Annotated in this window: 9 protein-coding genes; 5 read left to right on the plus strand and 4 right to left on the minus strand. The window is 71.4% G+C overall.

Going from position 1 to position 12,305, the window contains the following annotated elements:
- Window positions 1–40 precede the first annotated feature (40 nt).
- From AB0D28_RS16905 to AB0D28_RS16920, 4 genes are read left to right on the plus strand one after another with little or no spacing between them, the layout of a single operon-like run.
- Window positions 41–211: a lysine biosynthesis protein LysW gene (locus AB0D28_RS16905; RefSeq protein WP_269705227.1), complete on the plus strand. Its 171-nt coding sequence runs from the start codon at window positions 41–43 to the stop codon at window positions 209–211.
- The gene (argC, locus tag AB0D28_RS16910) at window positions 208–1,245 is read left to right on the plus strand and encodes an N-acetyl-gamma-glutamyl-phosphate reductase (protein ID WP_269705228.1); all 1,038 of its coding nucleotides are present in this window, start codon (window positions 208–210) and stop codon (window positions 1,243–1,245) included. Before AB0D28_RS16905 ends, argC begins: the two co-directional genes overlap by 4 nt.
- Window positions 1,246–1,256: 11 nt before the next feature.
- Window positions 1,257–2,081 (plus strand): acetylglutamate kinase, encoded by an 825-nt coding sequence (gene argB, locus AB0D28_RS16915; RefSeq protein WP_269705229.1) that lies wholly within the window; start codon window positions 1,257–1,259, stop codon window positions 2,079–2,081.
- A 9-nt stretch (window positions 2,082–2,090) separates the two neighbouring features.
- Window positions 2,091–2,924 (plus strand): LLM class flavin-dependent oxidoreductase, encoded by an 834-nt coding sequence (locus AB0D28_RS16920; protein WP_269705230.1) that lies wholly within the window; start codon window positions 2,091–2,093, stop codon window positions 2,922–2,924.
- Here the strand turns inward: AB0D28_RS16920 and AB0D28_RS16925 are convergent.
- Together AB0D28_RS16925 and AB0D28_RS16930 are read right to left on the minus strand one after the other, a co-directional pair.
- Window positions 2,891–5,989, minus strand: a complete 3,099-nt coding sequence (locus AB0D28_RS16925; protein ID WP_269705231.1) for an amino acid adenylation domain-containing protein — start codon at window positions 5,987–5,989, stop codon at window positions 2,891–2,893. The two genes, AB0D28_RS16920 and AB0D28_RS16925, sit on opposite strands and share 34 nt — an antisense overlap.
- Complete coding sequence (locus tag AB0D28_RS16930; protein ID WP_269705232.1) at window positions 5,986–6,756, minus strand: alpha/beta fold hydrolase; 771 nt, start codon at window positions 6,754–6,756, stop codon at window positions 5,986–5,988. The genes AB0D28_RS16925 and AB0D28_RS16930 overlap by 4 nt, the downstream gene beginning before the upstream one ends.
- Window positions 6,757–6,977: 221 nt before the next feature.
- On the opposite strand from AB0D28_RS16930, the gene AB0D28_RS16935 reads away from it, so the two are divergent.
- Window positions 6,978–8,867 carry a cobalamin-dependent protein gene (locus AB0D28_RS16935; RefSeq protein ID WP_357386630.1) on the plus strand — a complete coding sequence of 630 codons (1,890 nt, stop codon included), beginning with the start codon at window positions 6,978–6,980 and terminating at the stop codon, window positions 8,865–8,867.
- A gap of 126 nt (window positions 8,868–8,993) precedes the next feature.
- On the opposite strand, the gene AB0D28_RS16940 is transcribed toward AB0D28_RS16935, so the two are convergent.
- Window positions 8,994–10,280, minus strand: coding sequence for an MFS transporter (locus tag AB0D28_RS16940; RefSeq protein ID WP_269705234.1), 1,287 nt, complete (start codon window positions 10,278–10,280; stop codon window positions 8,994–8,996).
- A gap of 45 nt (window positions 10,281–10,325) precedes the next feature.
- Window positions 10,326–12,113 (minus strand): cobalamin-dependent protein, encoded by a 1,788-nt coding sequence (locus tag AB0D28_RS16945; protein WP_357386633.1) that lies wholly within the window; start codon window positions 12,111–12,113, stop codon window positions 10,326–10,328.
- Window positions 12,114–12,305: the final 192 nt, after the last annotated feature.

Genomic DNA, 12,305 nt, shown 5'->3' on the forward strand with positions numbered 1-12,305 from the left:
CGGTATCAGGACGCCCCTACGGGCGGAAGGAGCAACGATCATGGTGCAGACCACGTGCCCGACCTGCGAGAGCGACGTCGTGCTGCAGGATTCGGTGGTGCCCAACGAGATAGTCGAGTGCGCGGAGTGCCGGTCGGAGCTGGAGGTGCTGAGCGTGGCGCCGCTGGTGCTCGCGCAGGCCCCGGAGATCGAGGAGGACTGGGGCGAGTGACGGGCGGTGACCTGCGGATCGGGATCGTCGGCGCCTCGGGTTACCTGGGCGGCGAGCTCCTGCGCCTGCTGCTCGACCATCCCCGGGTGGCGGTGACCGGCGCGGTGTCCCGGCGGCTGGCCGGGCGGCGGGTCGACGGCCCGCACCCCCACCTGCGAGGGCTGACGGACCTCGCCTTCGTCGATCCGGCTCGGCTGCCCGCCTGCGACGTGGTGTTCCTGTCCACGCCGCACCGGGAGACGATGAAGCTGCTACCCGAGTTCGTCGACCGGGCTCCCACCCTGATCGACCTCAGCGGCGACTTTCGGCTGACCGACCCGGCCCGGTACGAGCGCTACTACGGCGTCCCGCACACGTCGCCGGAGCTGCTCGGCGCGTTCGTGCCCGGATACCCGGAACGGTGCCGCGCCGAGTTGGGCGGCGCGGACCGGATCAGCGTGCCCGGCTGCATGGCCAACGCGGCCGTGCTGGCGTTACTGCCGCTGGCCGACGCCGGGCTGGTGGCCGGCCCCGTCACGGTCGACGGCCGGGTGGGTTCCAGCGGTGCCGGCGCGGGCGCGGGGGCCGTCAACACGCACGCCGAGCGCAGCGGCGCTATGCGGGTCTTCGCACCCGTGTCGCACCGGCACGAGACGGAGATCGCGCAGGCCACCGGCCTGTCGGTGGCGATGAGCGCGTCCGGCATGCCGACCGTGCGCGGCGTGCAGGTGGTGTGCCGCGTCGGGTTGACTGCCCCGGTACGCGAGGTCGACGTGCGGCGGCTGTACCGGGACCGTTACCGGGACGAGCCGTTCGTTCGGGTGGTCGCCGAACGACGGGGACCGCACCGGCTGCCCGAGCCGAAGATCCTGCTGGGCTCCAACTTCTGCGATGTCGGCTTCGCACTCGGCGTCGACGGCCGTGAGCTGGTCGCGGTGGCCGCCCTGGACAACCTCATGAAGGGCGGTGCCGGCAACGCCGTGCAGTGCCTCAACATCCGGATGGGCTGGCCGGAGCGGCTCGGCCTGGCCTTCCCCGGCCTGCACCCGGTCTGAGTGGCCGCGCGATGGGCGTGACCGTGGTGAAGATCGGCGGAGAGGTCCCGGCCGGCCCGTTGGGCGTCGACGTGGCGGCGCTCACCGCGACCGGGGCCCGGGTGGTGGTCGTGCACGGCGGCGCCGCGGCCATGGCCCGGCTGGCCGGGCGGCTCGGCGTCGCCCTGCGCGAGATCGTGTCGCCCGACGGCGTGGTCACCCGGCGGACCGACGCGGCGACGCTGGAGGTGCTCACCCTGGCCCTGGCCGGCGACGTCAAGCCGGCTCTGGTGGTCGAACTGGTCCGGCACGGCGTGCGGGCGGTCGGGCTCACGGGGCTGGACGCCGGGCTGGTCCAGGCGCGTCGCCGCGCCGCGGTGCGTGCCACCGTGGACGGCAGGACCGTCGTGCTCCGCGGCGATCACAGCGGGCGGATCACCGGCGTCGACGGCGATGTGCTGCGTACCCTGCTGGGCGCCGGCCTCGTCCCGGTGGTCTCGCCGCCGGTCCTGGCTGACGACGGCACCCCGGTCAACGCCAACGCGGACCGGGTCGCCGCGGCGATCGCGGTCGCGCTCGGCGCCCGCCGGCTCGTCTTCCTCACGGCGTCCGGCGGCGTACGGGCCGACCCGGACGATCCGGCCAGCGTCCTCGCCCGGTATCGGCTGCCGGCATCGGGGAGCCGACCCGGCGCCGGCATCGGTGGCGGGATGCGGATCAAGTTGGTCGCGGCGGCCGAGGCCCTGGCCGGCGGCGTCGCGTCGGTGTCGGTCGGCGAGCATCTGCTGCCGACGGTGCGGGGTGACGCCGGAACCCTGGTACGACCGCCCTTGTCTCCCGGCCCGGACGGGCTCTAAGTTCGACAGATGTATACGGGGATCTATGTCGAGACGTTCGAGGAATGCGCCGATGTTCGCCTGCTCGCCCAGCTGGCGGTCGAGGCCGAGGCGGCCGGCTGGGACGGGTTCTTCATCTGCGACCAGCTGATCTGGCCCTGGGCCGACGACATTGTCGACACCACGGTCGCGCTCACCGCGATCGCGCTGCGGACCGAGCGCATCCGCTTCGGTCCGCTGGTCGTGCCGCTGCCCCGGCGTCGCCCGGCGAAGGTCGCCCGGGAGTACGCGACCCTCGACCGGCTCAGCGGCGGCCGCCTCGTCTTCGGGGCCGGTGCCGGTGGGTTCCCCGAGGAGTTCGGGGATCTCGGCGAGGCGACCGAGGACGCCACCCGGGCCGCGATGCTGGACGAGGCGCTGACCGTGGTCACCCGCCTGTGGTCCGGCGAGACCTTCGACTTCGAGGGCGCCCACTACCGGGTCCGTCGCACGCGTTTCCGCCCGACGCCGGTGCAGCGTCCCCGGATCCCGATCTGGATCGGCGGTCAGTGGCCGCGGCGGGGGCCGGTCGCCCGCGCCTCCCGGTGGGACGGCTTCGTGCCGATGAAGCGGGACGGCTCCGACATGACGCTGGACGACCTGCGGGCCATCGCTGCGCGGCTGGACCTGCCGTCCCGCCCCGGGTTCGACCTGGTTGCCTACGGCGCCGAGCCAGACCTGGCCGGACTGTCCGAGGTCGGCGTGACCTGGTGGGTGCACGCTCGGCCGCCCTGGGCGGTGTCGGTGAGCAAGACCCGCGACCGGATCGCGGCCGGGCCGCCCCGGATCGCTCAGCCCGGCGGAGCGTCGCCCTCGGCCAGGTAGGCGGCGACCGCGCGTACGGTCCCGCGCCGGTAGAGCTCGGCCAGGGGGACGCCGGCCCCGCGGGCGTCCAGCTCCGCGACCACCCGCAGCGCGGTCAGCGAGTCGCCGCCCAGGTCGAAGAAATCGTCGTCCAGCCCGATGTCGGGACGGTCGAGCGCCTCGCGCCAGACCGCCGCCACCAGCTCCTGATCTGCCGTCAGGGGTTCGGGTGACGGGGCGGGCGGCGCGTCCGGCACCGTGGGCAGCGCCGCCCGGTCCACCTTGCCGTTGGCGGTCAACGGAAGCTCGGGCAGGCCGACCAGCACAGCCGGCACCAACGGGGCCGGCAACCGGTAGCGCACGTGGTCGAGCAGGGCCGCAGTGGTCACCGGGTCGAGCGCGGTGCCGGCCTCCGGGACCACGTACCCGACCAGCCGGAGACCGCCGGCGCCGGAGCGGGGCACCACGACGGCCGACCGCACCAGCGGGTGCTCGCGCAGCGCGGCCTCGGTCTCGCCCGGCTCGACCCGGATGCCGCGAATCTTCAGCTGGTCGTCGTGGCGGCCGAGGAACTCCAGCGCGCCGTCGTCGAGCCAGCGGGCCAGGTCACCGGTCCGGTACATGCGTTCACCCCGTACGAACGGATCGGCCACGAACCTCTCCGCGGTCAGCGCCGGGGCGCCCAGGTAGCCACGGGCCAGGCCCGGACCGCCCAGGTAGAGTTCCCCGGTCACGCCGAGGGGCACCGGGCGTAGCCGCACGTCGAGGAGATACCCACGCATCCCGGGCAGCGGGCGGCCGATCGGTACCCGGTCGAACGCCGTGCGCCGCGAGGCCGGTCCGGCCACCGCGGCGATCGTGCACTCGGTGGGGCCGTAACAGTTGAGCGTGACGCGGTCTGGTGACGCCGCCCGGGCCCGGGCCCGGGCCACCAGGTCGGGATCGACCCGGTCGCCACCCAGGCCGAGCAGCCGAGGACCGGCCGCGATCGCCGGATCCACCCGTAGCAGCGTGGCGAGCAGCCCGGGCGTCATGAACATCGCGGTCGAGTGGTGGGCCAGCCAGCGGTAGTCGTCCGGGTCGAGACGTTCCTTCGGCGGTGCCAGCAGCAGCCGGCCGCCCGCGCACAGTGTGCTCCACACCTCGTATCCGAACGCGTCGAAGCCGGCGGACGAGTGGACCGCCATCACGTCTTCCGGGACGGGCGTCATCGGGCTGCGCGCGGAGGTGAAGTTCACCAGCCCGGCGTGGGTGATCGAGACGCCCTTCGGTCTGCCGGTCGAACCGGAGGTGTAGGCGACATAGGCGAGGTTGGCCGGGTCGACCCGCACCCGGGGTCGGTCGGTGGGGCCGTCGACGGGCAGTGCCGTGCCGTCGGTGACCACCAGGGCCGGCCGCGCGTCGGCCAGCATCCACCGGCGCCGCTCGGTCGGCTCGGCCGGGTCGAGTGCCAGGTAGGCCCCGCCGGCCTTGAGGACGCCGAGCAGCGTCACCACCAGTTCGGGACCGCGCGGCAGGCCGACGGCCACCAGCCGGTCCGGACCGACACCGCGGGCGACCAGCGCGTGGGCCACCGCGTTGGCCCGGGCGTCGAGCTCCGCGTAGGTCATCACAGCGGTTGCGGTGACCAGCGCGGGCGCGTCCGGGCGGCGGTCGGCCACGCTCTCGATCAGGGTGTGCAGGCCAGCGGGTGGCTCGGCGGGACCGGTGACGGCCAGCTCCGTCACCAGCCGGCGGCGTTCACCCGGACCGCACACGTCCAGGTCGGCCAGCCGGGCCCCGTCGACCACCGCGCCGGCCAGCAGGTTCTGGAACCGTTCGGCGAGCCGTTCGACCGTCGCCCGGTCGAACAGATCGGTGCGGTATTCGAGGTACCCGGAAAGCTGCTCGCCGGTGTCGTGGAACAGCACGTTGAGGTCCAGCGTGGTGCTGGGGCCGATCGGCGTCGGCAGCACCTCGGCGCGCAGGGTCGGGAACTCCACGCCGTGCTCCGGGATGGCCTGGACCGAGAACACCACGGAGAACAGCGGGTGGCGGCCCGGCTCGCGGCGGGGCGCGAGGTCGCGGACGAGCCGGTCGAACGGCACTGCCTGGTGCGCCATGGCGTCCAACGTGGCCCGTCGCACCAGAGCCATCAGGTCCGCGACCGTGTCGCAGGACGCCATCGGCAGCCGGATCGGCAGCGGATTGACCAGGAGCCCGATCAGGTCGACGGTGTCGGGCCGGTCGCGGTTGGCCAGCGGCACGCCGACCACCACGTCCTCCGTGCCGGCCATGTGGGCCAGCAGGCGGGCGAAGACGGCCAGCAGTGTCACGAACATCGTGGTCCGGTGTCGGGTGGCCAGCCGCCGCGTCTCGTGTGCGAGACCCGGCGGAAGCGTGAACGCGTAGCCGGCGCCGTCGTAGCCGCGCACCGGCGGGCGCGGCCGGTCCAGCGGCAGCTCGAGGTCGCGGCCGCCGTCGGCGAGCCGGTCCCGCCAGTGCCGCAGCAGGTCGTCAAGACGCCCATCGCGCAGCGTGTCGGACAGTTCCGCGGTGTAGCCGGAGAAAGTGATCGGCAGCGGCTCGAACGGGCCGGGCACACCGGCCAGCGCCGCCTCGTAGGCGATCGTCAGGTCCCGCCACAATACGCCCATCGACCAGCCGTCGATGATGACGTGGTGCAGCGTCAGGAACAGCCAGCTCTCGTCGTCGGCCACGGTGAGCAGCAACACCCGCCACAGTGGGGCGCGGCCGAGGTCGAAGATGAACTCCTGCGCATCGCGAAGCCGCTGCCAGGCGGCCCGCTCCCGCTCGCCGGGCGGCAGCTCGCGCAGATCGTGGTGCTCGAGGACCGGCGGCAGGCCGTCGTGGATGACGAGCGCGGCCCGGCCGTCCACGAGCCGGATCGCCGACCGGAGCATCTCGTGCCGCGCGGTGACCTCGACCAGTGCCGCCCGCAGCGCGCCGACATCCAGGTCGCCGCGCAGCCGCAAGCCGCTGGCCAGGGTGTACGCCGGGCCGATGTCCTGGAGGTTCTCCTCGGCAAACACGCGCTGCTGGGAGAACGACGGAGTCGCGTACGACCAGCCGGGCGTCTCGTTCACGGCACACCGACCGGCAGGCCGAGCCGGTGGCACACGATCCGGCTCAGCTCCGGCCCCTGGCTGGTGAGATAGAAGTGGTTGCCCGGCAGGCGATAGAGAGCATGGTCGGTCCGCGAGACGCCGGCCCAGCCCGCGAGGTCGACGACCACCGGATCGTCGGTGCCGGCCAGCGCGGTCACCGGCGCGTCCACCGTGACGTCGGCCAGCGAGGTGCCGTGCAGCAACCGCAGGTCCGCTCGGAGGATCGGCAGGATCAGGGCGGCCAGTTCGGCGTGGCCGTACCGGAGCGCGGCCGCCGGGTCGAGTATCGCGAGCGACCTGAGCAGGTCCTCGTCGGTCGCGGTCGGCGGCGCGATCAGTCGGGCGTCGGTCGGCCACGGGCCGGTGCCGAAGTGACCGGAGACGAACAGATGGCGGACGGGACGGCCGGACTGCTCCAGCGCGCCGCACAGGCGGGTCGCGAGGACCGCACCCATGCTGTGGCCGAACAGCGCGAGGTCGGTCAGCCCGGCCCGTCCGATCACCGTGGTGAGGTCCGCGACCAGCGCGTCGAGGCTCTCCGCGAACGGCACGCTCATCCGGTTCTCCCGGCCGGGCAACTGGATCGGCAGCACGTCCACGTGCGGGGTCAGGTCGCGCAGCCAGGTGCGGTAGCTGGACGCCGCTCCGCCGGCGTGGGGCAGGCAGAGCAGCGAAATCCGGTCGGGGCGGGTCCGCAGTCCACCGAGGAACCAGCGGGGCATGTCGTCCCCGTCCTGCGCCGACATCGCCCTCCCCGCCCGGTCGATCGTCTTCGGCGAATCTATGCCACGGCCGGACAGGCTGGCAACCTTCGGCTGACGGACATCGATGAACCCTTTCCAGCGCGCCGGAGTTGTAGCATGCTGGATCCGTTGCCGTGCCGTTCACGACGGCGACCGGAGCTTCGACCAACGGGGGACGGTGTTCGAAGACAATGGTAACTGCTGCGATCAGGTCCACTCTGGCCGTGACGCTCGTCGAAATGGCGGCATTCGAAGGGATCACACCGCTGGCTTCGGGCTACCTGTCCGGCTACGCCGCACTGGATCCGACGATCGCCGAGGCGTGCACGTTCTCGATCTATGACGCACCGGTCACGAAGGGCCGGGCGACCATCCTCGACGACCTGCTCGAACGCGGCGGCGACGTGTTCGGCTTCAGCTGCTATGTGTGGAACATGGGCCTGGTCCGCTGGCTGATCGACGCGCTGCTGGCGGCCCGGCCGGAGGTGCAGGTCATCATCGGCGGTCCCCAGGTGATGGGCCACGCCACCGAATACGTGGCACCCGAGCGGACCAACGTGGTGGTGTGCGACGGCGAGGGCGAGAAGTCGTTCCAGCAGTACCTGCTGCAGCTGCTGCGCCCGAAGCCCGACTTCGCGCGCGTGCCCGGGATCAGTTTCTGGCGGGACGGCCAGCTGGTCACCACCGACCGGCCCGAGCGGATCAAGGAACTCAGCGAAATTCCCTCGCCGTACCTCGGCGGGGTGTTCGAGCCGGGCCGTTACACCTACGCCATCCTGGAGACCAATCGCGGCTGTCCGTACAATTGCGGGTTCTGTTTCTGGGGTGCGGCGACCAACTCCAAGGTGAACCGGTTCGAGACCCAGCGCGTCCTCGACGACATCACCTGGATCAGCGAAAACGGCTTCATGATGCTCTATATCGCCGACGCGAACTGGGGGATGGCTCCCCGCGACGTGGAGATCACCCGGCATGTCGTGTCCTGCCGGGAACGCACCGGCTACCCGCTGATGATGGGCATGAACGCGGCCAAGAACCGCCCGGACCGGGTGGCCGACATCACCCGGCTGATGGTCAAGGGCGGCATGCTCACCAGCCAACCGGTGTCCCTGCAGTCGATGGAGACCGAGACGCTGAAGCTCATCGAGCGGGCTAACATCCGGCCGGAGACCTACACCGCGCTGCACCGGACGCTGCGGGAGCAGGACATCAGCTCGTTCACCGAGATGATCTGGCCACTACCCGGCGAGACGGTCGAGTCGTTCCGCCGCGGGCTCACCGAGCTGTGCCGGGCCCGAGCCGACATGATCCTGGTATACCTGCAGCTGCTGCTGCACAACACGCCGATCTACGAGAACCGGGAGCGGTTCGGCATCACGGTCCGCCGGGTGCCCGACCCGGCCGCCGAGGCGGACGTGGTGGTCGCCACCAAGTGGGTGACCGAGGAGCAGTACGACGAGGGCGTCGCCCTGTACTACGCGATGCAGAGCCTGTACAGCCTGCGCGGCCTGTATTTCCTGGCCAACCACCTCGACCGCACCGGTCAGCTCTCGTTCGGCGACCTGTTCAGCCGCGCTTCTGCCTACTTCGCCACGCGGGCCGCCGACTCGCCGATCTGCCGTTTCATCGCCGACTCGGTACGCGAGCTGGGCAACTACTACCTGCTCAACAGCGGCCGGCACACGCACATGCTCCTGCACGGCAATCGGGACGAGTTCACCCGGCTGCTGCGCGACTTCGTCACCGGGCAGCCGTTCTGGTCCGACCCGGATGCCCGGGCGATGTTCGAGCTCGACCTCGTCGCCCGCCCGTACGTGTACCGGGAGGGCCCGACACTACCCGACCACGAGTTCACCGAGCTGCGCGTCGACCTGCGCGACGACGGGGCGGTGGAGATCGACGGTCCGGCCGCGATCACGGACGTGCTGCGCGCCCTCGATGTAGCGCCCGATCTCGGCGACGGTCCGGTCCTGATGCGCCATCCGTTCCGGCGCAAGCTACCTTTCCGGGCCGGCCAGCCACTGGACGACAACATCGCCTACTGCCAGGGCATGACCGTGCACCTACGGATGATGTTGCCGGAGTTCTCATCGGTGCCGGCGCTGACGCGCTGAGCCGGGGGCCGGCTCAGCGCGCCGACGCGGGACCGGCAGCACGAGTGTGACCCCGGCGAACCGCGGCCGGCCGGGCCGCGGGCGGACGTGACAGGGCCACCGCGCACTGCGGTCTCGCCGCGCCGGTCACCTGTCGGCGTCGGCCCCTCCCGCCACGGCCGGCTCTCCGGCCCGGCGGGCGTCCGCGGTCTCCGCCGAGTCCTGCCCGGGCGCGACCGTCGTGTCCGCCGCCTGCGTCCCGGCCACGGCCGGTGCGTCCGCCTGGGCCGTCTCCGGATCCGGCGCAGAGGGCCGGACGAGCAGCGACAGCGCCGCGCCGAGGGCGGCGGCGCAGCCCGCCACCACGAACGCGACGGTCGTCTCCCCGCCGGCCCGCTGCACGAACTGACCGGTCGCGGCGGTGCCAGCGGCGTAGCCGACCCACATGAACGTGCCGAGCCAGGCGAACGCCTCGGCCCGGTACCGCTTTGGCGCCGCCTCGCCCAGGATCACCTGGTGCAGCGTGTCCCGCGGGCCGCCGGCCAGGCCGATGCACAGGATGATGAGCGCGAACAGTGCGATCAGGCTGACCTGGCCGGCGAGCACCAGCAGGATCGCGCCGGCCAGGTGGAACACGGCCAGTTGGCGGCCCGGTGCGGCGGCTCGTGGCCGGGCGCCGTAGATCACGCCGCTGATGACAGCGCCCAGGGAGCCGAGGCTCAGCAGCGCCCCGCCCAGGGTCTGCGTGCCGAGGTCCGCGGCCGCGGCCGGCACGCCGACCACCATGGACCCGAACGCGAATGTGTCGCACACGATGATGCCGAGGAGGATGAGCACCTGCGGGTGGGCGAGCGGGCCGAGGTAGTTGCGCGGCTCGGACTGGTCCGGCGGGCGGCGGTCGCGCAGGCTGGGCACATTGACCAGCAGCAGGACCCCGCAGAGGAGGGACAGGCCGACGATCCCGACGATGACGGTGGGGGGAGCGATCAGCAGCAGCCCCGAGACGAGGAGCGGGCCGCCGACGAAGAGTGATTCGTTGAGCACCGCGTCCATTGCGTAGGCGGTCTGCAGCCGCTCGGCCGGGACCAGCGACGGCCACAGGCCCCGGGTGACCGGTCCGGCGGGCGGCGTGGTCGCACCGAGCAGGACGGCACACGCGATCAACACGCCGACCGGTGCCTTCGCCTGCAACGCGACGATCGTCGCGGTGTACCCGATGACGTTGCCGGCGAGCCAGGTGAGCAGCACCCGCCGGGCGGGGAGGCGGTCGACCAGGCGGGCGGCGATCGGTACGAAGATCGCCAGGGCGCCGGCGTAGCCGGTGAGAACGAGACCGCCGGAGGCGTACGAGCCGGTCGCGGCGACCACGGCCAGCAGGAGGCTGAGGGCCAGCATGGGTGCGGCCAACCTTGTCAACAGCAGAATGAGCGCCATCGAGCGGACCTCACGGATGGCAAAGAGTTCCCGGTAGGCGCGCATTTATCCTCCAATGGTGGCCGGAACGGCCGTCCACTCCGGCAGGATCGACCGAATCTGGATGGTCATGCCGTCGCAGTAGGCGATGTTGTCCTGTAGCGGCTGGTCGGCGTGGAACGGCATCTTGCGCCGGTACGGGTGCCTCAGCAGCAGCGGCCCGTTCCCGGACAGTGGAACGCTGTCCAGGTCGGCGAGGATCGCCACGGCCGCCGGCGGCGCCGTGACCTCCATCGAACCGTCCGGCCGTGGTGCGACCCGCAGCTCGGTGAATGCATAGTCGGGCAGGGACGGCTTTTCCCGGTACACGAACGGGCGCGCCAGCAGGTCCAACTCGAAGAGGGCGCGGGCGTCCGGGTCGGACCAGAACGGCTGCGTGCGGACGAACCCGGCCAGCAGCCGGGTGTATTCGGCCCGCTCGCCGTGCAGGAGCATGTGCAGGTAGGTACCGCTGTTGAGCAGGTAGTAGTTGCCCAGGTCTCGGACCGAGTCGGCGACGAACCGGCCGATCGGCGAATCCTCCCGGTGACCGGCGAGATACCGCGCGGCCGCGGCGAACAGCTCGTCGAAACTCATCGCCCCGGTGCGGTCGAGGTAATTGGCCAGATAGTAGAGGCCACGCAGACTGTAGAGGCCGTGGACCGCGTAGTAGAAGGCCACGCCCTCGCGGTACTGCTCCTCGGTCACCCACTTGGTGGCGACCACCACGTCCGCCTCGGCGGCCGGGTCGGGCACCCGGCGGACCGTGATGCCGAACCGCTCCCGGTTCTCGTAGATCGGCGTGTTGTGCAGCAGCAGTTGCGGGTATACCACGATGGTGCCGCTGCGAGCGCGGCACAGCTCGGCGATGCCCTTGCGGAACGACTCTACGGTCTCGCCGGGCAGCGGCCAGATCACCTCGGTGTAGGAGCTGATGTTCTGCCCGCGGAGCGTCTCCTGCAGAGTCGTGTAGGTCGCCGGGCGGATGTTGTCCCGCTCGATGAGCTTCAACACGCCGCTGTCCATCGACTGCAACGACACCGGCTGGCTGGTCAGCATGCCGCCGTCGACCAGCAACCGGGTGATGTCCGAGACCCGGTCCGGCTTGTTCTTGGCGGCGCTCATGCCCATCATCAGCGGGTAGCCGGTGCGCTCCCGGCAGGCTACGACATGCCGGGTGATCTCCACGTCGCGCGGGAAGATGCCCCAGTTCGCGTCGGCGATGTAGAGCACGCTCAACTCGTTGTCGCTGATCCAGGTGATGTCGTCGAGGACGCGCTGGGTCTCGAACCGGTTCACCTTGGAGTTGGTCGCCGCACCCCAGAAACAGAACCCGCAATTGTATGGACAGCCGCGATTGGTCTCCAGGATGGCGTAGGTGTAACGGCCCGGCTCGAACACCCCGCCGAGGTACGGCGAGGGAATTTCGCTGAGTTCCTTGATCCGCTCGGGCCGGTCGGTGGTGACCAGCTCGCCGTCCCGCCAGAAACTGATCCCGGGCACCCCCGACAGGTCGCGCTCGTCGTTCAGCAGCGCCCGCAGGTAGGCGCGGAACGTCCGCTCGCCCTCGCCGTTGCAAACGGCCACGTCGGGTCGGCTCGGCGGCACGTATCGCTGCGCATGGCCCATCACCTGCGGGCCGCCCAGCAGGAAGCGGGTGCCCGGACGCCGCTCGGCGAGCTCGTCGACCAGCCAGCGGACCAGGCCCATGTTCCACACATAGCAGCTGAATCCGTAGACGTCGCTCGACTGCTCGACGAGGTCGGCCAGGATCTGCTGGCGGTCGGCGGTCACCGGCGCGTCGTAGAGGCGCAACTCGACATTGTCCGCGATCTCCGCAACTTCGCGAGCGTAGGCCCAGAGGCATCCGGAGGCCAGGGGAACGATGTTTGCGAACGTCGCCAGCTCGACCAACGTAACAGTCTTCACTGTTCTCGAACTCCCCCGTCGAACACGAATTGTCGATCGTCGCTACTGCCGACCCATTCAGCATGCCCGAGTTCCGCC

Origin of the sequence: Micromonospora sp. NPDC048169 (genome assembly GCF_040652815.1) — a bacterium.
Taxonomy (GTDB): Bacteria; Actinomycetota; Actinomycetes; order Mycobacteriales; family Micromonosporaceae; genus Micromonospora.

Coding starts and splice junctions, on each gene's coding strand:
- AB0D28_RS16930 (WP_269705232.1), bottom strand. CDS start 6,756: ATGTCGGCGCAGGACGGGGACGACATGCCCCGCTGGTTCCTCGGTGGA.
- AB0D28_RS16940 (WP_269705234.1), bottom strand. CDS start 10,280: ATGGCGCTCATTCTGCTGTTGACAAGGTTGGCCGCACCCATGCTGGCC.
- AB0D28_RS16920 (WP_269705230.1), top strand. CDS start 2,091: ATGTATACGGGGATCTATGTCGAGACGTTCGAGGAATGCGCCGATGTT.
- AB0D28_RS16905 (WP_269705227.1), top strand. CDS start 41: ATGGTGCAGACCACGTGCCCGACCTGCGAGAGCGACGTCGTGCTGCAG.
- argB (WP_269705229.1), top strand. CDS start 1,257: ATGGGCGTGACCGTGGTGAAGATCGGCGGAGAGGTCCCGGCCGGCCCG.